The organism is Bacillus paramycoides (assembly GCF_038971285.1).
GTDB lineage: Bacteria > Bacillota > Bacilli > Bacillales > Bacillaceae_G > Bacillus_A.
In genome coordinates this window covers 529,957-552,822 of record NZ_CP152427.1, presented here as the reverse complement: position 1 = coordinate 552,822, position 22,866 = coordinate 529,957, and the positions used below count along the sequence as shown (strand labels likewise).

Sequence of the window (22,866 nt, the reverse complement as noted above, 5' to 3'; positions counted from 1 at the left end):
ATTATATATCTATATAATACACTATTTTCCACAAAAAGTAAAGTTAAACATACATTGGAAAAGCACTTATTTTATCCCGCTTTAATGGGCAGTAAGACCCCCAACTCAAAATTCAGCGAAAGCAAAGAATTTAGGCGGGGGATCAACTGCCCATAAAAGTCCGATTGGTTCAACTAATAATCAGTGGGGGATGAAGAAAACCCCCACTGATTAAAGTTTCACTTTATTGATAATTCGTACGTTCCATCGCCATTATCATATTTATATACATACAAATAATACTTACCTGGTTTTGCATTCATTTTTGCCTCTATATGATTTCCATTAGCTTGACCGTAAGCAGCATAATTTTGCATATCTGATTCATGGTGAAGCACCCATGTCATCCCGATTCCATACTCATTTAAAACAGAAATATCGATATCTTTCGCTGATGCTACATTAAATGTATAAACATCAGTGTGATCTCCACCGATAAGGCTACCTTTTATAGTAGTGTTTAGCCCAATACGATTCGCTTCTTCTGGACGATTATTTGGTTCTGATTCTGTTAAACTTCCATCTTTAATCGTAACAGTTGTTTCGCTTCTGCTCTCTTCCCCTTTATCATCTTTTACTAGTAACGCAACTTTGTAAGTTCCTTCTCTTTCATATGCATGTACTGGATTAACCTCTGCACTTGTGCTTCCATCTCCAAAGTCCCATAAATAAGAAACGATTTTTCCATCTTCATCTTTTGAGCCATCACTTTTAAATTGAATACCTTCTTTTATAAGGCCATTATAAGGACCATTTATATGAACCGTTGGAGCTTTATTTTCTCCATCATCTTTTGCGATACCGTGGAAAACTACATCATATTCAAATTGATTTGAGCTATTCACACGATAATTGACGAAGTATGCTGTAACAGTTTTGTAGCCACTCCATTCTTTTTGTGCTAGTTGTTCTAGAGCTTCATTTACTCTTTTGCTCATTGCTTTCCAATCTTCTGACTCACCTTTTGTTACATTACCTGTAAATGTGCCTTCTAGTGTAAATGTATTAAAGAATTGAGAGCTATGTTTTGTCATTTTTGCATCTTTCATCGGTAATGTATCACTAATTTCTTTCTCTACTGCTGTTAACGATTTTGATGCATGTTCAGCTAAATAAGCATCTGCTACTTCCGGTACATTATATTTATCTTGATTATCGATTAGCTGCTGCATATACTCTTGATACTCTTTATTTAGTTTAGAGTCTTTACTTAAATTCTCACGATAAACATCATAATTTTTCACGTCATTCGCTCGAATTAAATCTTGAATTTTATCAAACGTTTCAAATTGATGTGTATATAAATAAGATTGCAATGCGAACGAGTAATTATAGAAATCCCAAGAACCATATTTAGCAAATAATGTGCGCTCTGCGGTATAACGGCTTGCAGGATCAGATGATAATCCACTAATGATGCTCTTTCTCGGTACTACATCATTTGTACGAGTAGACCCTGCGAAAAATTCAGCATTCCCTTCTTGGAACCAAGTTAATCTCTCATTTTGATACATATCTCCTCTTCCAAATAAACCTGGCACTTCAAATCTCCCTTGAAGATAATGGGTAAACTCATGACGGAATAATTCTTCTAAACTATAAATACTTTGTTCTGGCGTACGCTCATATGTAAAGAATGTTCCTGTTTCTTCAATATAAATTCCACCGTTGTTTGTTTCATATCCATACAGTTGTCTATTTAACTGATACTCCTCTGGACTGTTATAAATCACTATCGTTAATACATCATCTGCATTGCCTGGCTCTAATGCTTTGTCATTTCCAATTACACGATGATACTGCGCTTTTACTTCCTTCGCAGCCCAGTATAGTCTCTTAATTTTTTCTTCTGATACTTTATCCCCTGTTTTAAACACGATAGATCCATCATCGAATGTGTATGTTTTTGGTAAGTACTGTTCTTTTCCTTCTTTACGTATTTTCTCTAACTCTACTGCATTGCCGCTATAATCTTTCCCATTATAATTTGTTGTAATTTGTTCTACTGCAACAAAATATGGCTCACTTAAACGCGGATACATATGCATTGCTTGTGTAACAACCTCTAATCCTTTATTTGGATTACTATGAAACTTCCCTAAACGGCTAGCGAAATAAATTCCATTATTAACAAGCCACTTATTTTCTGGTGTTACTTCATTTAGAAGAGCGATACGATTTATTTCATTAATAAACCCATCTATTTTCCCATACCACATCGTTTCATTCGCTTCTTTACGAGCCTCAATTAAGTAAGACTGTATATCATAGTCAATCCCTTGCATCATATCGTATACAGCTTGTCCTTTCATACGATCGTCTACATACGTACGAAGATTATCATTATATTGTTTTAAAATATTAGCTGCATATTGAACCGTTTCTATATCACTTGAAGCATTACTGATTAATTTACCGTATGCCGATACGACTGAATCTTGCTCATATGTACCAAGCTTAAAGTTTGGGTTATTCGCAATTGCTTTTAAAGCAGGTAAACATTTATCCTGGAAGCTTCTCTCATTCAAATCGCTTAATTCATTATTGTAAAATGCAAGATAAAAAGCTGAACGTAACACTTCCGTAAACGTTTGAATTCCTTTTGAATCATCTTTCGTAAATGTACTACCTCTATGAGCTAATTCATCTATAACTACTTGCATTTTTTCCTTGTCTTTATAAAAAGCCTTTGCATCTTCATTGAACTGGAATAAGTCTGTAATTTGATTCCACTTAATACTTCCTAGTGTTTCGACTAATTCTTGATCATTCATTTTATTTAAATCAGCCATTGAATAGCTTTCTTTCATTTGCTTTACTTCTGAGCTCTTCATACTAGATGCTGGTCGCTGCGAAAAGTCTCCTACTTTTAACCGTTCTTGAAACGATAATGTTTCCTCTGCTTTAGAAACGTGTCCAATCTCATCTACTGGCTTTTCAATTCCAACTGGTTTCGAATGCAATACATTATATGGCACCTTTTCTTCTGCTGATGCATGAGTTTGAATTGCCCCCAGTGATAGAGCCATTGTACTAATGCTAAGCATTACTTTATTAATTTTTGATTTCTTGTTCATATCCTTGCCCCCTATTTAAAGATTCCATTCACGAATTTAACATAAAATCTAGATACAATAATATAAAATGCAATATTTCATATTATTTTTTCTTACATTTTGTACATATCGTGAACAATCTCTCCTTTATCTAACCTCCGATAGGTATGAAACTATAGCGATTAAACAGTCCCTTTACACGTTCTAAAAATCGAATTTTTTGACAATTAACCCTTTAATTGTTATGATTAATATAATTGTTAACTTTATTAAACAAGGGTGGGATTCTATGATAAAAAAAGAGAACAGTGTATTTTATATCTCCATCTTGCTAACAACATTATTCATCATATGGGGAATTACCCCGGCAAGTTGGATACAAGGCTATGATTTACAAAGCGTTACATCTTCCTTAAATTCATTTATCCTCAATAAATTTGGATGGTTTTACTCTCTACTTATGACCGCAATGATTATTTTAGCCGCTTATTTAGCATTTTCTAAGTACGGTTCTATTCGTCTTGGTAAGGATGGAGAAAAACCAAAGTATAGTTATCCATCTTGGCTATCTATGTTATTTGGGGCAGGAATGGGAATTGGACTCCTTTTTTATGGAATCGCTGAACCGATTTCACATTTTACAGATCCACTAACAGGAAAAGCAGGTACAGAGGAAAGCGCCAAGCTCGCTATGCAATATTCATTTTTCCACTGGGGTCTCTTTCCATGGTCACTATACGCAATGGTTGCTTTAACAATTGCATATTTCACATTCCGCAAACAAAAAGGTAGCACAATTGGGGCTACAGTTACTCCATTATTTAATCGATCGAGAAATTCTCCTATCGGAAAAACAGTCGATATTTTAGCTGTTTTAGCCACTGTATTCGGTATTGTGCCATCTGTTGGGATTGGTGCTCAACAAATCGCCGGAGGATTAAGCTATTTATTCCCTTCTATTCATAACACTTTACTTACACAGCTCATACTTATCGCAATCTTCGCTGTTTTATATTTAACAAGCGCACAAACTGGCTTAGATCGTGGGATTAAATATTTGAGTAACTTAAATTTCTCTCTTGCAGGTATTTTACTCGTCTCCTTTTTACTTTTAGGACCAACTGTATTCATTATGAAATATTTCACATCTACACTCGGTTCTTATATCGGAGCTTTACCTAGTATGGGATTAAATTTAGGAGCATTTAATGAAAAATCTTCTTCTTGGATAGAAAACTGGACTATTTTCTATTGGGGATGGTGGATCTCTTGGTCTCCATTCGTCGGTACATTCATCGCCCGTATTTCTAAAGGACGCACAATAAAAGAATTTATTTTTGGAGTTGTATTAATCCCAACTCTTATCTGCACATTTTGGTTTGCAGTATTTGGCGGTACCGCTATCCATATGGAAATGTTCCAATCGCTTGGTATAGCTGATGAAATCGCCAAAAATGGTACAGAGATTGGATTATTTGCTGTTATTTCACACCTACCGTTCTCTACATTTTTAACAATTATCGGGTTAATTTTAGTAGCCACATTTTTCGTTACTTCTGCTGACTCGGCAACATTTGTTGTTTCAATGCAAACGAGTAACGGAAGCTTATCACCGAAAAATAGTTTAAAACTTATATGGGGATTAACAATCGCGATCATTGCAGCTATTTTATTACAAGCTGGAGGATTAAATGCACTGCAAATTGCGGCTATAATCGCAGCACTACCATTTTCTATCGTAGTCGTCCTTATGGTTACCTCACTCTTTAAAGAGCTACGAAAAGAAGATGTTAATTTGCAAGCGAAAGAAGTTCCGAAAAAAATAAAAAAGGTTATGTAACGATTAACACCTCTTCTAAAAAAAGAATTCGGTCCTCAAATTAGTCCTGAATCCGTTATTACTGAGGGCGGAAAAGTAAATGAAATAAAACCCATTCGTATGAAATATAATTTTCATACGAATGGGTTTTTTACTCTATTATATAGTGTTGTAAACATGCTTTCTTCTTAACACCTTATATAACTATTTTACATTATAATAAGATTAAGCGTTTTTATTTCTTAAATAATCTCTTTCTAAATACAAACATACTCAGTGCTGAAAGAACTAATGCTAAGCCACCAAATAAAGATACATTATTTTCTTGACCACCTGTTGCTCCTAGCGATTTCTTACTTTCTTCTTGCTTAGTAACTGCTGGTTTATTTTCTTTCACACTTTGATTCGCTACTACTTTTTCTGCCACAACTTGATTATTCACGTTTTTTTCTTGAACTACTGCTGATTGATTTACTGCATCTTTTGAACCTTCAATTGCTTTTCCTGCTTCTTTTACCTCAGCTTTCGATCCTTCAACTTCTTGTGCTGGTTCTTTTACTTCTTCTTTCGATTCTTCAACTTCTTTTGACGGTTCCTTTACTTCTTCTTTTGACTCTTCAACTTCTTTTACCGGCTCTTTTACTTCTTCTTTTGGTTCTTCAACTTCTTTTACCGGCTCTTTTACTTCTTCTTTCGATTCTTCAACTTCTTTTACCGGCTCTTTTACTTCTTCTTTTTCAATTATATTTTGAATTACCGTTCCGTTAAAACTTATACTAATTTCATCAGAATCCAAATCAAATTTATACACCTTTTCACCTGGGGTACTCCATTTTATTACTCCGTTATTAAACGTCCCTCCCTCACTTGCCAATTGAATATTTTCAATACTTTCTCCTTCTAAATTATATACAGGAACTTGAATTTCTTCGTTTATTTTTGCATCATTTAAAATGATATTTTGTCTTCCCACATCAATTGTAAACCACTGACCTAATTGTATTAACGGCCTTACATCCCGAATCTCGTTTCCAGCTAATTTTAAACTAAGTAGGTCTAACATTGAGCCAAAAACTGATACATCTTTGATATGATTATCCGCAAGATTTAACCACTGTAAATTCTTCAATGAAGATAATGGGCTTATATCTTCAATTTGATTATGAGATACATTCACAGCGTTCAACTTTTCTAAGTTCGAGATAAATTCAATATTCTTCAAACCTACTCCTTCTAAAGTAAGTTTTTCTAAGTTCGTCATGTACTCTAAACCTGTTATATCTTTTATATCTTTTCCTTTTTCTTTAAGTATTTCTAAGTTTTTAATCTGCAATAAATCTTCTTTTGTAATAGGAGCGTTTAAATTCTCTCTACCTAAATTCTCTTTATTGATATATTGTTGTAAAGTTTTATCGAGAATTACATTTTCACGTTCTTTTTGTTTTTCAACTATATTCTGTATAACCGCACCATTAAATCTAATTTTACTTTCAGTAGAATTAGTATCTAGTTTAAATTCATATATTTTTTCTCCAGGGCTATTCCATTTTATAAATCCATTATTCAGAACGGCCCCCTCACTTTTCACATTAATATTTTGAAGTGGCTCTCCTTTAAGATTGTATATTGGAATTTTTATTTCTTCATCTACGCTTGCTTCATTTAAAAAGATTTTTTGTCTTTGAATGTCAATTGAAATTCGCTTACCTAATTCCTCAACAGGTCTTACGTCAGAAATTTCATTCGCTCCAAGATTTATCTCATTTAAATTTGTTAAAGTGCTCAGCGGTGATATATCAGAAATATAGTTTTCTTCTAAATTTAGTACTTGTAATTTTCCTAATTTAGATAATGGTGAGATATCATTTATTTCACTATCAGCAATTTCTAGTTCAAGAAGATTACTCATTTTACTAATAGATTCAACATTATTAATTTTATTGTTCCCTATCCATAGTAGTTCCACATTATTTAATTGGTCAATTCCAGTAAGGTTACTGATTTGATTATTTGCTAAGTATAATTGTTTCATAGTTGATAATGTAAATAATGGCTGGATATCTTTAATGTTATTACCGATTAAATCTAATGTTTTAATTTTTTTCATTTTACTTAATGGTGTAAGATCTGAAATTTTATTATCTCTTAAAAAAAGCATATTAATATTCTCTAACTGCCCAATTGGATGAATATTTTCAATTGGATTAGAAGATAAATCTACGTACTTCAAACCTCTCAATTTCGAGATGGCTGATATGTCTTTTACATTAGACTCTCGTAACGTCAACTTCTCTAAATTTGTCATATGTTCTAAACCAGTTATTTCATTTATTCCTTCACCTGAGTAAATTGATAATGTTTTAATCTTTAATAAATCTTCCTTAGTTATTGGGGTATTTAGATTCTCTCTATTCAAATTATATTTATTAACATGTCTTTGTAATTGCTTATCTACTATTACATTTCCGCTTTCATCCTGTTGATCCACTTTATCCTCTTTATTTTCCTTTTGTTTTTCTGGAACATTGTTTTCTAAATTTAGAGCATTTATTTCAAACTGCACTTGATATTTATTATCATAAGCCATTGTCGGAATATAAATATGCATTTGCATATTGTATCTTTTTCCTAATTCTCCAACTTCAAATTGAATAACCTGCGTCCCATTCTTCTTTTTGTCTTCTGATATGACCTTTACATCATGAAACACACCAGGAGTGTGAATATCCTCTGTTTTCAAGTATTTAAAGAAATCACTATCACTTAACGTTGCCGTTACGATTTTCTTTCCATTCTCAATTGTTAACTTAGGATTCTTTATATAAACAGCTGCCATAGACTCTTCATTCGTTTTATCTTTATATGCTTTCATAACAGCATCATATGTACCATCTTCTAAAGTATGTCCAGCTTTATTCATCTCAATTGCTACGGCTGCTAAAGCAGGCGTTGAGTACGCAGCAAATGGAAGTGATAACGCCGCAGCTATAATCATCGCATTTATATGTTTTCTTTTATTTTTTTTCAACTTTACATCTCCTCCAAAATATATAAATATAAATTTAAATGTAATCATATCTCGAATGAATGATAATGATTTTCATTATCATTTTCAACTAGAAAAATAAAAAGTTTACAAAAAAAATAACCCCTTGTTTAAAGGGGTTATGCCATTTTCTCTCCTGATTCTTCCCTAAAGAAGCTCTTCATCGCATGGAATACGTCTGCTTTTTGCTTTAAAATATAATATCTGAAATTCTCATCTTTAATATTTTTATAGGCTGACATGAGGGTACTGTGGCGGTTGTACTGGTTCACTTCCCCATACCCAAACATATTACACTTCTTCATTAACTCTTCAACAAGCTTTACACATCTAGCATTATCTGATGTTAAATTATCACCGTCTGAAAAATGGAATGGATAAATATTATAGCGGTCTGGTGAATATTTATTATCGATTAGCTCGAGTGCTTTTTTGTATACAGAAGAACATATCGTTCCGCCACTTTCTCCTTTTGAGAAAAACTCTTCCTCTGGAACTACTTTTGCCTCCGTATGATGGGCAATAAATTCAATATCTACTGTTTCATACTTCGTGCGTAGAAATCTCGTCATCCAGAAAAAGAAGCTCCGTGCCATATATTTCTCCCATATTCCCATCGATCCACTCGTATCCATCATCGCTAATACAACAGCCTTTGAATCTGGCTTTAATACTTCATTCCAAGTGCGAAACTTTAAATCTTCTTGATGAATTGGATGGAAAGATGCTTTACCACGCATCGCATTTCGTTTATATGCGGATATCATCGTTCTTTTCTTATCGATGTTGCCCCATAATCCTGTTTTTCTAATATCATTAAATTCAACATGTTCAATCCGGTTTTCATCCATTTCTTTTCTCTTTAAATTAGGTAATTCTAACTCTTTGAAAAATGCTTGCTCTAATTCTAGGATAGAGACTTCAGCTTCATAATAATCTTCTCCAGCCGCATCCCCTGCGCCTTGCCCTTTTCCTGGTCCTTTTTGCTTTTGACCACCTGATCCATCTCTCGCAACGACATCACCAACTTTGCTATCACCATTTCCTTGCCCAACATGTTTGTTTTTATCATAATTGTATCTAATCTTATATTCATCTAGAGAACGAATTGGTATTTTTACAACATCCTTGCCATTAGACATAACTATACTTTCTTCTGTTACAAGATCAGGCAAATTATTTTTAATTGCCTCTTGTACTTTTTCTTGATGGCGTTGCTGGTCGTCATATCCTTTGCGATGGAGGGACCAGTTTTCCTGTGAAACCGTATAATTTGGTTGGTTTTCTTCACCCATTTCTTTCCCTCCTTACTGTAATTGTCTTCCTATATGAACAGCAAGCTAGAAATTTTGTTTTATACTGTGCAAGCTAGAATGAAAGGTAACTGCCCATCGAAATTCATCCCATAAACATATATAACGTTTTTCATATAATACTCCGAGCATTCTAAACAAAATTTTGCCACTCACATACTAGAAAGAAACATTCAGCCGTTGATAAGAAAGAAACACAATGCACAGTTGCACACATTTACACTTTGCAACATATTGTATTGTGTTGGCTTTTTTCGTATGAATGGTTGGTTACTCTATCATATGCATATTGTAAAAAAAATTGACAATAAATTCATAAAATTGCATCTTAATTTATTATATTTGGACAAGGTATGACACTTTACACATATGAATGGATAATAAAACGCTGTCCCGCAAAATACAAGAGACAGCGTTTTGTTATCAAACTATCGGTTTAGCAGGCTACCCACATAGCGTAATAATTCATTCGCAGATGAAGAATTATAGCCGTGCTCATCAATTAAGCGTGCAACAACATCATTAATTTTCTTAAGCTGATTTTCGTCTGGTGTTTTCGTTGATGTTGTAATTTTCACTATATCTTTTAAATCAGCAAATAGTTTTTTCTGAATCGCTTCGCGAAGGCGCTCATGTGAGTTATAATCAAAGCGTTTTCCTTTACGCGCATAAGCAGAAATGCGAATTAAAATTTCTTCACGGAATGCTTTCTTAGCATTTTCTGAAATGCCAATTTGTTCTTCAATTGAACGCATTAGTTTTTCATCTGGACTCATTTCTTCACCTGTTAATGGGTCACGTAATTTTGATTTATTGCAATATGCTTCAACGTTATCTAAGTAATTATCCATAAGTGTCTTCGCTGATTCTTCATATGAATACACAAATGCTTTTTGTACTTCTTTCTTCGCAATTTCATCATATTCTTTTCTTGCTAATGAGATGAAATTCATATAACGCTCTCGATCTTCATTACTAATTGACGGATGCTGATCCAACCCGTCTTTTAGCGATCTAAGTACATCTAATGCGTTAATAGATGGTACCTCTTTTCGAATAATTGTAGAAGAAATTCGGTTAATCACATAACGAGGATCAATACCGCTCATGCCTTCATCTTGATATTCACGTTGCAGCTCCTCTACATCAATCGCATTATAACCTTCTACCGTTTCTCCATCATATAAACGCATCTTTTTAATTAAATCAATATCCGGACGCTTCGGATCTTTTAAACGAGTTAAAATGGTAAACATTGCTGCAACGCGAAGTGTGTGTGGTGCAATGTGAACATTGGATACATCACTTTCACGAATCATTTTTTCATAAATATGTTCTTCTTCACTCACTCGTAAATTGTATGGGACAGGCATTACAATAATTCTTGAGTGTAATGCTTCATTTTTCTTGTTTGCTATGAAAGAACGATACTCCGTTTCATTCGTATGCGCTACAATTAATTCATCTGCTGAAATAAGCGCAAATCTTCCCGCTTTGAAATTCCCTTCTTGCGTAAGCGATAATAAATGCCATAAGAACTTCTCGTCGCATTTTAACATCTCTTGGAATTCCATCATCCCACGGTTTGCCTTATTTAATTCTCCATCGAAACGATATGCTCGTGGATCTGATTCCGAACCATATTCTGCAATTGTTGAAAAGTCCAGACTACCTGTTAAATCGGCAATATCTTGTGATTTAGGATCAGATGGGCTAAATGTACCAATCCCTGTACGACGATCTTCCGAGAAGAAAATACGCTCTACAACTACATCCTCAATTCTTGAACCATATTCTTGTTCTAGACGCATCACATTGAGTGGCGATAAATTCCCTTCAATTCTAACTCCATACTCATCAAAGAAATCATCCCGTAAATGGTGCGGAATTAAATGAAGCGGATCTTCATGCATTGGGCATCCTTTAATTGCAAAAATTGCTCCTCGATCTGTTCGTGAATATGTTTCTAATCCTCGTTTCAACATCGTAACTAATGTTGATTTCCCTCCACTAACAGGACCCATTAATAATAAAATACGTTTTCTAACATCTAATCGTTTTGCAGATGGATGAAAATATTCCTCTACAAGACGTTCTAAAGCATCCTCTAATCCAAATAGCTGATTACTAAAGAAATTATACTTTCTTCTACCATCTACTTCTTCAATTCCAGCATCTTTTATCATATTGTAAATGCGAGAGTGTGCTGTTTGAGCCACCCATGGTCTTTCCTTCACAAGCTCTAAATACTCCGCAAACGTACCTTCCCATTGTAAGCGTTCTTCTGCTTCTCGATGCTGTTCAATTTTTTTTAGAATATCCATTATAGCTCCTCCCCCATCTCCTTGTTCAATCGGATTATTATAAAAGGTATGCTAGGATGTCCTCAAACATTCTTTAAATCAAAATGAAATATACAGTTGTGCTATAAAATTCTCTCCAAAATTCAAAGAAAATTCTGTATAATATAGGTATTAAAGTTTTTACACCTCTATTCATTTTAAATAAATTCTTTTCTTCCAAGAACATTACATACATTTCGATTCATATTTCAGATTCGTAAACTGAAAAATAGGAGGGATATTAGTATGAAATTATTATTAATTTTAGGTGTATCACTCACATTTCTTACAGCTATTTTTACATCTGGTTACAATGATAAACCTGGTACACATAAAAAGTGATGTGCTTTTAGCACATCACTTTTTTTATGAATTATTTATAATATATATTTTCTACATCATATTTTGATAGTGGTTTGCTATAATAATAACCTTGTACAAACTTCACATTCTTTTCTTTCAGAAATTGTATTTGTTCCGCTTTTTCTACTCCTTCTGCAATTACATTCAATTCCAAAGTATGAGCTAAATGAATAATCGCAGCCGTAATATTCGTATCGCGTTCATCTACATGTATACCTTCCATAAAAGAACGATCAATTTTCAAAGTATCAATTGGATACGTTTTTAAATAACTTAAAGATGAATATCCCGTCCCAAAATCATCTAAATGAATCTTTAAATTTTGTTCTTTTAATTGCAGCAATACTCTTTTCGATATGTCTTTATGTATAAGGGCTCCTTCTGTAACCTCTATTGCTAATAAATGAGCTGGTACATTGTACTTATGTAAAGCTCGTGTAATCATCTCTATTAATGTAATAGAGCGAAAGTGTCTGGCTGAAATATTAACTGCAATCGGGACAACTTCATATCCTTTATTTAACCATTCACGTATTTGCTTACACACTTCATTTACTACCCATTCATCAAGCTTAATGATAAAACCTGTTCTTTCTGCCAGCGGAATAAATTGATTAGGAGAGACAAATCCTAATTCTTTATTTTTCCACCTTATTAAAGCTTCCATGCTAGCTATTTTTGTCTTTTCAATATTAATTTGCGGCTGATAATACAAGAAGAATTCATTTTTTTCTATAGCACGATGTAATTGGTTTTCTATTATAAATCTTTGTTCACGCTCACAATCTGATTCATTACAATAAAAATGATAATACCCTTTTCCTTTTTCTTTCGCTTTTTCCAGGGCAGCATCAACTCTTTGGAATAATATTTTTTCATCTTCTCCATCTGTTGGAGCCATTACAATTCCGATTGACGCACTTAAATATACGTCCTCTTCCTCGATTACAAAATGTTCACTAATTTTTTTTAATATGCTTTTTGCAACTACCTCTACACGTTCTTTCGTTATATTTTCTATTAACATAACAAATTGATCATCGTGTTCTCTAAATAAGTGCATACCGCCTATTTGGATACTGCTTAAACATTCTGTCACTTTTTGTAATACTTTATCTCCTTCTTTATGACCAAAGGTATCATTTATAAGATGAAATTCATCTAAATCTATAAAGATAAATGCAAAATCTATCTTCTCATTTAAAAAATCATTTAACTTATTTGTACATGAAATTCTATTCATTAATCCTGTTAACTGGTCATAGTAAGCTAAATATTCTGTTCTCATCTCATTTAATACTTGTCTTGTAACATCCCTCGTAACAATATAAACTCCAACAATTTCACCGTTCACAATAATTGGAATAGTTCTCAAAGAAATATAAAGCTCGTCCCCTTCTTTATGAACATATTTCTTTGAAACAATTTGCTTCGCTTTTCCTTGCATGGATCCTTTAAATATAATTTGAAAATTTTTTTCATATTCTTTATTAATAAATTCAAAAATAAATTTATTGTTTAATTCTTCATATCGATATCCAAATATTTCATACGTTGCTGGATTTGCATATGTAATTCTACCTATAGAATCTATAGATATAATGGAGTCATTATTATATTCTAATAATGACTTAAATAACATTTGTTTTTCCTCTATTTCAATCTTCTCCTCAATTTGAGCTGTAATATCCCTCGTAATACAAATAATAAACTGACATACTCCTTCTTCATCAAATACAGGATTAAGTGAAGATTCATAATGTAAATTACCAGTTGGTAAACTAACTACATCACAAAAGGTATGTGCTTTCGCTTCGCTCGCCACTTTTGCATATTGCACTTGCAATATTTCCGCCGTATCTTCCGGCAATACTTCAGAAAATGTTTTTCCATAACACCCTTCGCTTAGCTTCGCATAATCCATACCTATCTTATTTACATAAATATATGTAAAGGTTTCATCATCCATAACTTTCACAATAAATACTAAATCTTGAATAGCATGTAATAATCCTCTTCTTATTAAATCCATATCTATCATACTTAAAAAGGTATTTTGATTACTATATCGTTCCTTCATATTTATCTCAACCCGTCTAATCTATTTTTATTCATATATCCCCATTCTATATGAATATGTACCCTTTTTTAAATGTATGATTACATATTATTTTTATTTTTAGAAAAAAAGTCGCCATTATGGCGACTTTTAATAAACAATTTCTAAATCTAATCCTGGATAATTTTGTTGACGGAACGCTTCATAAATTAAAATAGCTGCTGTATTAGATAAATTTAATGAACGCACTTTATCAGTCATTGGAATACGTAAACAATGATCGAAATTTTCTTCGATTACATTAGCTGGTAAGCCGTTTGTTTCTCTTCCAAATACAAAGTAGTAATCCTTCTCACGCTTACTATAATCAAACGCTGTATGAGCTTTCTCGCCATACTTGGTTAAATAGAAGAACTCACCGTCTTTATTTTTCTCATAAAACTCTTCAATTGAATCATAATACGTAATTTTCACGTGCTGCCAATAATCTAATCCTGCACGCTTTAACATTTTATCATCCGTTGAAAATCCAAGCGGTCTAATCAAATGTAATTCTGTTCCAGTTGCTGCACAAGTACGAGCAATATTACCTGTATTTGCTGGAATTTCTGGTTGATATAAAACAACATGTACTCCCACGCGATATTCACCTCTGTTTTTTGTCTACTAAGTATTATACCACTTGAACGAAAAATCTCTACCCATTAATAATATGAAAGAATTTATATTTCATTTGTGGTGTATATTTACTAGAATCTTCATAATTCCAATAACGCCGACGGCTATTCGCTGAATGTGCATTTACAAGTGGCATACCATCTGCGTCTTTTGCTACTACAATCGTCGTATGATTCCACCTACCATCATCCTCGAAATCATAAGCGATGACATCACCAAGAATAAGATCCTCTGGCCTTTCTACAGCTTCAGCTCGAAGTCCTGATGTAGCCCCTGACAAATACCAATAAAAAGAGTGTGCGACAGCCCAGCTCCAACTCCACTGATTCTCCCTTTGCCACCATCCTTTGCGAATGTTAGGATATCCATTCATTGGTACTTCTCCAGTATGAAGACATTGAGAAATAAAATTCGTACAATTATCAGGGAAATTTCGATATACAGGGTTTCGATCATCCCACCAACGCTCTGCATATTTAACTGCTTCTAAACGGTTGTACTGATAAGAACCGTACTTCTCTTTTGTAACTTCCCTTTCTAATGTCTCACTCATTCCAACTGCTTCTGGCACCTCAATAGCATAATCACCTATTACCTGGCTATTATTTAAACAAACTCTTCGTTTTAGTTGTTCCTCTTCGATATAAAATAATTCTTTATGCTTAATTAAATATTTAAAATGTATTTGATAATCAATTTCTTGATGATTGCTATTATTTAATTGTCTCATGAAAGAAACATCCGCAGTTGCTTTCACTATCTCTGCATTACGCTTTTGAAATAATTGTTTCTTTCTCTGTGCTATTTGTAATAAATCTTCAGCAATACCATCTACATTTGTTCGTTTCTCTGTTATATATGCTAAAAATTGTTGTACTTGCTTTTCAATATTTATTTTTACAACCATTTCGTCTCCCTCCCATATTACAATATGACAAAGGGAGATATTATCTACTCTTTTTTCTGCGCTAACAATTCAAGTCCTCGATTCATTTCATGAAGAACCTCTTCATCTTTCTCACGTTGCATCGCTTTTTCAATAGCTTCGCCCACGCCATCTCCACCAATTTTCCCAAGTGCCCATGCTGCTGTTCCGCGAAGTACTGGTCTTGGATCGTCTTTCATCACACCAATTAAATCAGGAATTGCTGATGCCTCTTTAAAATGTGCAAGTGCCAAAATTGCATTTCGTTGCAACGGCTTTTTTCCTCTCCATGAACCAGACATAATTCCATATTTCTCTTTAAAATCACGATTGCTAATTGTTAAAAGTGGTGTTAATAACGGCTTAACTAACTCAGGATCTGGTTCCATCTCAGGATGGTTATGAAAATCCTTCCCTTTATTTTTGGGACAAACAGTCTGACATGTATCACATCCATAAATACGATTTCCTATTTTGTCGCGGTATTCTTCCGGTAGGAATCCTTTCGTCTGTGTTAAAAATGCAATACATTTCTTCGAATCTAACTGTCCTCCTTGTATTAAAGCACCTGTAGGACAGACATCAATACATTTTGTACAGCTCCCGCATTGATCTTCTATCGGCTGGTCTGGTGGAAAGGGAACATTTGTAATCATTTCTCCTAAATATACATATGAACCAAATTCAGGTGTAATAATAGCGCAATTCTTACCGCTCCATCCAATACCGGCACGCTCCGAAACAGCTCGATCACTTAATTCACCCGTATCAACCATTGACTTAACTTCTATATCGGGAAGTTTTTCAATTAAATATGCTTCTAATTTTTGCAAACGATCCCGTAAAACAAGGTGATAATCTTGTCCCCAAGAGGCACGACAAAAAATACCACGGCGTTCTCCTCGCTTACTTAATGGTGCATTTTTTAATTTTGAAGGATACGCTAATGCAATCGCAATAATTGATTTTGCACCAGGTAGTAGAAGCTGCGGGTTCGTTCTTTTTTCTATATCAGGCTCTTCAAATCCAGATTGATAATTTAATTGTTGCTGCTGGATTAACCGCTGCTTTAATTCTTCAAATGGTGAAGCACTAGCAAAGCCTATTTTATCTATACCAATTGTTTTACTATACGCAATTACATCTTGCTTTAATTGTTCAAAATCCATTCCTAATCGCCTCCTCAGATGAATCCATCCTTTATGTAACGATCTATTGGTTAGCAATTCACTTTCGGAATACTATTCTTTACTTCTATTTTCGCATACAATTATGTTTTCCAAACATTAAAAAACGCAATGCCTCGTTTATCTCGGAAACGAAACACTGCGTTGATCACAATTTATAGAAAAACATTTAATAAAATTTGGAGCGGGTGAAGAGAATCGAACTCTCGACCAGAGCTTGGAAGGCTCTTGTTTTACCACTAAACTACACCCGCAAATATGAAATAAATATAAGATATTAGAATAACTTATGTAAAGTAGTATAGCATGTACAAAAAGCGGAAGCAAGAATTTTATCGAAAAAAGTCGAAAAAGTGATGAGTATCTCATCACTTTTTCAATTCTTTATCAATCGCCTTCTTCATACTGTCGAAATCAGGGTTTGCAAGATTTCCGTTTATATATACTGAAGGAGCACCTTGAACTTTTAATTTTTGAGCACGATCTGAATCTTTACGTACTTTTTCTTTTATTTCTTTACTGTGTAAATCTTTCTTAAATTGCGCTACATCAACTTTTGGAAGCTTCTCTTTCACAATGTTAAGAAGTAATTCTTCTGTAATCCATTCTTCCGTATCTTTCTTTTGACTTTGATAAATCTCATCATAGAAAGTCCAGAATGAATCTTTATCTTGTTTATAAATTGCTTCACCAGCTGCTGCACCTAAATCAGAGTCTTTTCCGATAAATGGGAAGTTAATAAAGTATAACTGCACTTTGCCTTTATCGATATACTCTTCTTTTAATCGTGGTAATACTGTTACATCCCAAGTACGACAAGCAGGACATTTGAAGTCTCCAAATTCAACTACCTTAACTGGGGCATCATCTTTCCCTAAAGATTGTTGTGTGGAATAAGCAAACATCTCATTCCCTTTATCCTTTTTGTCATTTATGATGCTATACGCAATTGTTCCGATTACAATCAATACTGCGATAGAAAAAACTATACCAAGAGCCATGAGTTTATTTGATTTCATATACATTCCTCTTTAAATTCATATTCTGTATACAGCATTGTACACAATACACATAATATCAACACTTATATACGTCACGCAATGAACACGCTCACATAAATTACAAAAACACAATAATTGTGACGATATTGTGTCACAATTTGTCACAATTTATTCAAAAAAAGAAGCTCCTATGTAGGAACTTCCTTTAGCTTACTGCTTTTTCACGAGCACTATTTAACATCGACTGCTCTGTTTTTATATCATGACGAATTACTAACTTCTCACTAACTGCTTGCACATACTCATCATGATTGATATATCCTTCTTTCTCCATCAATCTCAAAACGACATTTCGTCTCTCTACGGCCTTATCATAATTTTGTGCCGGTGAGTAATAAGAAGGTGCCTTTACTACAGCAGCCATCATTGCACTTTCAGCTAGCGTTAATTGACTTACCTTTTTACCGAAGTAAAGGTTTGCCGCTTTTTCAATTCCCCATGCTCCTTCTCCGTAATAAATATTGCTTACATACAATTTTAAAATTTCATCCTTCGTAAATGTACGTTCAATTTTTTTCGTATAGAAAATCTCTTTCCACTTACGAGAAAATGTACGTTCATTCGTTAAAAAAGCATTTTTGGATAACTGTTGTGTAATTGTACTTCCACCCTGCACAACACCACCAGCTTTTATATTTTCAACAGACGCTCTGACAATCGCTATATAATCTAAACCGTTATGATGATAAAACCTTTTATCTTCTGTCGCAATAAATGCATGTGTTAATGATTCTGGCACCTCTAACTTAGCCGGTACATGTAATTTACTAATATCACTTTGCTCGATCATCACATTTCCAACGAATAATAACGTACAACTTAACAATAATAATAATATAATGGCTTTATAAAAGAATTTAGTCATTGGATTTAATGCAACTTTTTGATGATAGTTCACCCTAGATAATACTCGTTCTTTCATCTTGAACACCTCTTTTCCACACAGCGTATAACTCTTACTTTAAGAATACCTTGTTGTAAAAAAACATCCCATCGATTTCTCTTACACGTACCTTACATCATTGTAAGGTATAAAAAAGTATTGTATCACAGTCTTTTTTTATCTACTATTCATCTGAAATATTGAATATAGATTATGCTAAACCAATAACAGAGTATACCTTAAGCTTATACTTCCCTATTAAAACATCCTATTTTCATTATATCATCTACAAATATATATATTTGTAAGTATCTAGCAATCTAAATGTATACAATATATCATACATTATACAGAACAAACGTTCTCAAAATCAATACTAGCCCTATTATTATTTTGACCTTTTTCTTAAACAGTATACAAAAAAGAGTAGTGATTTGATTGTATCTCAAACCAGCTACTCTTTTCTTTATAATCTACCTATTAAATGATATGGCTGCACTTCCCACGTTTCGTACGGAATACAATGTATTGCTCTCATCGCATCAAGCGTTCTGGATTTCATATGAGGACGCGTTATGTACTCATCTATGTTCTCTTCATTTAAAGCAACAAATTTAGCCTCTTGTATTTCTTCAGGCTGAATGTGTATTTCACCGCTCACGTATGCGACTTTAAAAACAACAGCTAGAATGTGCATGGAAGCATTATAATAAACTCCTGTAATACCGATAGGCTTCACCGTTAATCCTGTTTCCTCTTTTATTTCCCTACAAACAGCTTGATCGAGCGCTTCTCCTTCTTCTACCTGTCCTCCTGGCAACTCCCACGTATCCGATCGCCAATGTACTTTAGCTAATAACACTTCGTCTTTTTCATTTGTTAAATAACCTGCTACAGCAACGATATGCTTTGGTGTTTTATGTTCCATATTAAGCCTCCTAGCAATAATGAATATTTCACATATCCGTATAAGCATATTCCCTGTCTACAACAAAATACCTTTACTCATTCATCCCCTTAATTAAATTCATAAAAAAGAAGCCCCTATCCGTTAAACGAAAGGGGCTTCTATCTATCGTATTATTCTCCTAAGTCTACGTTGTGGTAAACTTGTTGCACATCTTCTAGATCTTCTAACGCATCAACCATTTTTTCAAATTGCACTTGTGCATCTTCAGGAAGTGTTACATCACTTTGTGCAAGCATTGTTAATTCAGCAACTGTGAATTCTTCAACACCAGCATCTTTAAGTGCAGATTGTACTGCATGGAATTGATCAGGCTCAGCATACACGATAACAGCATCTTCTTCTTCAAGAATATCACGTGCATCCACATCTGCTTCCATTAAAATTTCAAGCACTTCATCTGATGTTTTCCCTTCAAGACCGATAACAGCTGTCGCATCAAACATGTAAGCTACAGAACCGTTTACACCCATGTTACCACTGTTTTTGCTAAATGCAGCTCGTACATCTGCTGCAGTACGGTTTACGTTATTCGTAAGTGTATCTACAATTACCATAGATCCATTTGGTCCGAATCCTTCATAACGAAGCTCATCATAATTTTCTTCTGAACCGCCTTTTGCTTTTTCAACTGCACGATCGATAATTGTTCTTGGAACATTATATGTTTTCGCACGTTCCAATACAACTCTAAGCGCTTGGTTTGATTCTGGATCTGGCTCGCCTTGTTTTGCCGCCACATAAATTTCACGTCCAAATTTCGCGTATATACGGCTAGTATTTGCATCTTTTGATGCTTTTTTATCCTTAATATTATTCCATTTACGACCCATACTTTCCACTCTCTTTCCCGTTTTAAATCTACATAAAAATATTAATATGAAATATAATGTGTATTCAACACATTTTTAAAAGAAATATAAAAAGTTCATCTTTAATTCATATTACAGACATAATATAAATCACTATCATTTTGTTCTTTCGACAAGTTATATTATACATGAATTCCTACGTTTATTACGAATTTTAGAAGCACATAGTATAATTTAACAAAAAAACTCTAACTTTTCTGTTAGAGTTTTTTATATCGCCGATACCTATTTCCATAATATCACTATAATTACTTTCTATTGTTGTATAATTAAAATAAGAAAAAATTTAAAGGGGAAATGGGGGAGAATTATGACACATTCAAACGAAAAAAACACACATGCTCTTAAAGGAATAGGAGAAAAGCTAAACCCAACTATCTATCAAGTGAGATTGATGAAATTAGATGAACCAATTCGATTTGAGTCGTTTCCTGAATTAAAGGAATTAGGAGACTGGTTGAGCACTTCAACGCAAATGTGGGCGTGCCACTCAACTATGTACAAGTACAACAGAGCAGAGTTTGAAAAGAGGTTTTTAGAAATTACAAACTTAACCGTTGATAATGTACTAATATCTACTGGTGGTGTCGGATTTAACTTCATGTCACCGGGGTGGAGAAATTCTCTCTAGAGTGCTCAAAAAGAATATTGTATATCCAATATTCCGATGGCATTTTATAGAATAATGGAATGAACAGGATAAAAATGAATATTCGTTTTTATCCTGTTCATTTTTCGTAGTTTACTCCAACTGTATCGCATGGGCTTTCATAGAGAAAAAATTTAATGCTTCTTCATCAATGGTTACATACGGCGATTTCTTTGCCAATTTTAATTCTGCTTCTAGTAATAATGTTCTACGTTTACCCACCGCACACGACCTTTTTAGTGCTTATTTTACCGTCTAATGAAAACATAAAAAAGCTCTATACAATTAGTATAGAGCTTTTTTATTACGCCGTTCGTGATACCGATGGTCGGGGTCGAACCGACACTCCCGAAGGAACACGATTTTGAGTCGTGCGCGTCTGCCAATTCCGCCACATCGGCACAAAAGAAAAGGCGGCAACCGGATTTGAACCGGTGATAAAGGTTTTGCAGACCTCTGCCTTACCACTTGGCTATGCCGCCATATAAAATTTTACTGGAGCGGAAGACGGGATTCGAACCCGCGACCCCAACCTTGGCAAGGTTGTATTCTACCACTGAACTACTTCCGCAAAAATGGCTGGGCTAGCTGGATTCGAACCAGCGCATGACGGAGTCAAAGTCCGTTGCCTTACCGCTTGGCTATAGCCCATCGAATTCCTACTTAATTATATGTAAGTATCCATTAGATTATTTGTAATTTTTAAAATAAAAATGGGGCGACTGATGGGAATCGAACCCACGAATGCCGGAGCCACAATCCGGTGCGTTAACCACTTCGCCACAACCGCCATGTTGTGTAAATATATTTGGCAGGGGCAGTAGGAATCGAACCCACACTGGAGGTTTTGGAGACCTCAGTTCTACCTTTAAACTATGCCCCTATGCAAATGGTGGAGGGGGGCAGATTCGAACTGCCGAACCCGAAGGAGCGGATTTACAGTCCGCCGCGTTTAGCCACTTCGCTACCCCTCCGAAACTTACATGGTGCCGGCTAGAGGACTTGAACCCCCAACCTACTGATTACAAGTCAGTTGCTCTACCAATTGAGCTAAGCCGGCGTATATGATTAAGATAAATGGTGGCTCGGGACGGAATCGAACCGCCGACACGAGGATTTTCAGTCCTCTGCTCTACCGACTGAGCTACCGAGCCTTATTAAAATGGCGGTCCCGACCGGGGTCGAACCGGCGATCTCCTGCGTGACAGGCAGGCATGTTAACCACTACACCACGGGACCATTTGGTTGCGGGGACAGGATTTGAACCTGCGACCTTCGGGTTATGAGCCCGACGAGCTACCGTGCTGCTCCACCCCGCGATAATACTATTCATATAATTTATATGGTGGAGGATGACGGGATCGAACCGCCGACCCCCTGCTTGTAAGGCAGGTGCTCTCCCAGCTGAGCTAATCCTCCAAAGTGGTGACCCGTACGGGATTCGAACCCGTGTTACCGCCGTGAAAGGGCGGTGTCTTAACCACTTGACCAACGGGCCAAATATTATAAATCCTATGGCGGAGAGCAAGGGATTCGAACCCTTGATACGCTTATGACGTATACACGATTTCCAATCGTGCTCCTTCGGCCAACTCGGACAGCTCTCC

The 22,866-nt window shown here is 34.7% G+C and carries 15 protein-coding genes and 15 tRNA genes; 2 read left to right on the top strand and 28 right to left on the bottom strand.

The window, feature by feature from the left end; genetic code table 11:
- Positions 1–218: 218 nt before the first annotated feature.
- On the bottom strand, positions 219–3,116 hold the full coding sequence (colA, locus tag AAG068_RS02895; protein WP_342717736.1) for a collagenase ColA: 2,898 nt from the start codon (positions 3,114–3,116) through the stop codon (positions 219–221).
- Between the two features lie 268 nt (positions 3,117–3,384).
- Between colA and opuD the strand changes: the two genes are divergently transcribed.
- Positions 3,385–4,935, top strand: coding sequence for a glycine betaine transporter OpuD (gene opuD / locus AAG068_RS02890; RefSeq protein WP_342717734.1), 1,551 nt, complete (start codon positions 3,385–3,387; stop codon positions 4,933–4,935).
- Between the two features lie 214 nt (positions 4,936–5,149).
- Here the strand turns inward: opuD and AAG068_RS02885 are convergent, their stop codons facing one another.
- The 12 genes from AAG068_RS02885 to AAG068_RS02830 all read right to left on the bottom strand — a co-directional run bounded on the left by AAG068_RS02885 (position 5,150) and on the right by AAG068_RS02830 (position 20,571).
- Entirely contained in the window at positions 5,150–7,942 is a 2,793-nt protein-coding gene (locus AAG068_RS02885) for a leucine-rich repeat domain-containing protein (RefSeq protein ID WP_342717732.1), read from the bottom strand.
- Between the two features lie 137 nt (positions 7,943–8,079).
- On the bottom strand, positions 8,080–9,255 hold the full coding sequence (yhbH, locus tag AAG068_RS02880) for a sporulation protein YhbH (RefSeq protein ID WP_342717730.1): 1,176 nt from the start codon (positions 9,253–9,255) through the stop codon (positions 8,080–8,082).
- A gap of 446 nt (positions 9,256–9,701) precedes the next feature.
- A complete protein-coding gene (locus AAG068_RS02875) occupies positions 9,702–11,597 on the bottom strand; it encodes a PrkA family serine protein kinase (RefSeq protein ID WP_000353283.1) in 1,896 nt (631 codons plus the stop codon).
- A 391-nt stretch (positions 11,598–11,988) separates the two neighbouring features.
- Complete coding sequence (locus tag AAG068_RS02870) at positions 11,989–14,058, bottom strand: sensor domain-containing protein (RefSeq protein WP_342717727.1); 2,070 nt, start codon at positions 14,056–14,058, stop codon at positions 11,989–11,991.
- Between the two features lie 129 nt (positions 14,059–14,187).
- Positions 14,188–14,676, bottom strand: a complete 489-nt coding sequence (trmL, locus tag AAG068_RS02865) for a tRNA (uridine(34)/cytosine(34)/5-carboxymethylaminomethyluridine(34)-2'-O)-methyltransferase TrmL (protein ID WP_000538147.1) — start codon at positions 14,674–14,676, stop codon at positions 14,188–14,190.
- A 58-nt stretch (positions 14,677–14,734) separates the two neighbouring features.
- Complete coding sequence (locus AAG068_RS02860) at positions 14,735–15,622, bottom strand: amidase domain-containing protein (protein WP_342717630.1); 888 nt, start codon at positions 15,620–15,622, stop codon at positions 14,735–14,737.
- A 44-nt stretch (positions 15,623–15,666) separates the two neighbouring features.
- Positions 15,667–16,809 (bottom strand): tRNA epoxyqueuosine(34) reductase QueG, encoded by a 1,143-nt coding sequence (gene queG, locus AAG068_RS02855; protein WP_342717629.1) that lies wholly within the window; start codon positions 16,807–16,809, stop codon positions 15,667–15,669.
- A 198-nt stretch (positions 16,810–17,007) separates the two neighbouring features.
- Positions 17,008–17,081, bottom strand: a tRNA-Gly gene (locus AAG068_RS02850).
- A 114-nt stretch (positions 17,082–17,195) separates the two neighbouring features.
- Positions 17,196–17,846, bottom strand: a complete 651-nt coding sequence (locus tag AAG068_RS02845; RefSeq protein WP_342717627.1) for a DsbA family protein — start codon at positions 17,844–17,846, stop codon at positions 17,196–17,198.
- A gap of 187 nt (positions 17,847–18,033) precedes the next feature.
- Complete coding sequence (locus AAG068_RS02840; RefSeq protein ID WP_342717625.1) at positions 18,034–18,810, bottom strand: transglycosylase domain-containing protein; 777 nt, start codon at positions 18,808–18,810, stop codon at positions 18,034–18,036.
- A 427-nt stretch (positions 18,811–19,237) separates the two neighbouring features.
- Positions 19,238–19,699 (bottom strand): NUDIX hydrolase, encoded by a 462-nt coding sequence (locus AAG068_RS02835; protein ID WP_342717623.1) that lies wholly within the window; start codon positions 19,697–19,699, stop codon positions 19,238–19,240.
- Positions 19,700–19,851: 152 nt separating this feature from the next.
- Positions 19,852–20,571, bottom strand: a complete 720-nt coding sequence (locus tag AAG068_RS02830) for a YebC/PmpR family DNA-binding transcriptional regulator (RefSeq protein ID WP_342717621.1) — start codon at positions 20,569–20,571, stop codon at positions 19,852–19,854.
- A 349-nt stretch (positions 20,572–20,920) separates the two neighbouring features.
- On the opposite strand from AAG068_RS02830, the gene AAG068_RS02825 reads away from it, so the two are divergent.
- A complete protein-coding gene (locus AAG068_RS02825; RefSeq protein ID WP_342717619.1) occupies positions 20,921–21,241 on the top strand; it encodes a DUF3884 family protein in 321 nt (106 codons plus the stop codon).
- A gap of 111 nt (positions 21,242–21,352) precedes the next feature.
- Here AAG068_RS02825 and AAG068_RS02820 read toward each other — a convergent pair whose 3' ends face one another.
- The 15 genes from AAG068_RS02820 to AAG068_RS02750 all read right to left on the bottom strand — a co-directional run bounded on the left by AAG068_RS02820 (position 21,353) and on the right by AAG068_RS02750 (position 22,866).
- Positions 21,353–21,481, bottom strand: a complete 129-nt coding sequence (locus AAG068_RS02820) for a hypothetical protein (protein WP_342717617.1) — start codon at positions 21,479–21,481, stop codon at positions 21,353–21,355.
- A gap of 97 nt (positions 21,482–21,578) precedes the next feature.
- A tRNA-Leu gene (locus tag AAG068_RS02815) sits at positions 21,579–21,660 on the bottom strand.
- Positions 21,661–21,670: 10 nt separating this feature from the next.
- Positions 21,671–21,741, bottom strand: a tRNA-Cys gene (locus AAG068_RS02810).
- A gap of 14 nt (positions 21,742–21,755) precedes the next feature.
- Positions 21,756–21,830 (bottom strand) — tRNA-Gly (locus AAG068_RS02805).
- 5 nt (positions 21,831–21,835) lie between these two features.
- A tRNA-Gln gene (locus AAG068_RS02800) sits at positions 21,836–21,910 on the bottom strand.
- A 63-nt stretch (positions 21,911–21,973) separates the two neighbouring features.
- Positions 21,974–22,049 (bottom strand) — tRNA-His (locus tag AAG068_RS02795).
- A gap of 19 nt (positions 22,050–22,068) precedes the next feature.
- Positions 22,069–22,142 (bottom strand) — tRNA-Trp (locus AAG068_RS02790).
- Between the two features lie 7 nt (positions 22,143–22,149).
- Positions 22,150–22,233 (bottom strand) — tRNA-Tyr (locus AAG068_RS02785).
- A gap of 10 nt (positions 22,234–22,243) precedes the next feature.
- Positions 22,244–22,319 (bottom strand) — tRNA-Thr (locus AAG068_RS02780).
- Between the two features lie 18 nt (positions 22,320–22,337).
- Positions 22,338–22,413: transfer RNA gene (locus AAG068_RS02775), tRNA-Phe, on the bottom strand.
- A 9-nt stretch (positions 22,414–22,422) separates the two neighbouring features.
- A tRNA-Asp gene (locus AAG068_RS02770) sits at positions 22,423–22,498 on the bottom strand.
- 3 nt (positions 22,499–22,501) lie between these two features.
- A tRNA-Met gene (locus AAG068_RS02765) sits at positions 22,502–22,578 on the bottom strand.
- 24 nt (positions 22,579–22,602) lie between these two features.
- Positions 22,603–22,678, bottom strand: a tRNA-Val gene (locus AAG068_RS02760).
- A gap of 4 nt (positions 22,679–22,682) precedes the next feature.
- A tRNA-Glu gene (locus tag AAG068_RS02755) sits at positions 22,683–22,757 on the bottom strand.
- Between the two features lie 17 nt (positions 22,758–22,774).
- Positions 22,775–22,866, bottom strand: a tRNA-Ser gene (locus AAG068_RS02750).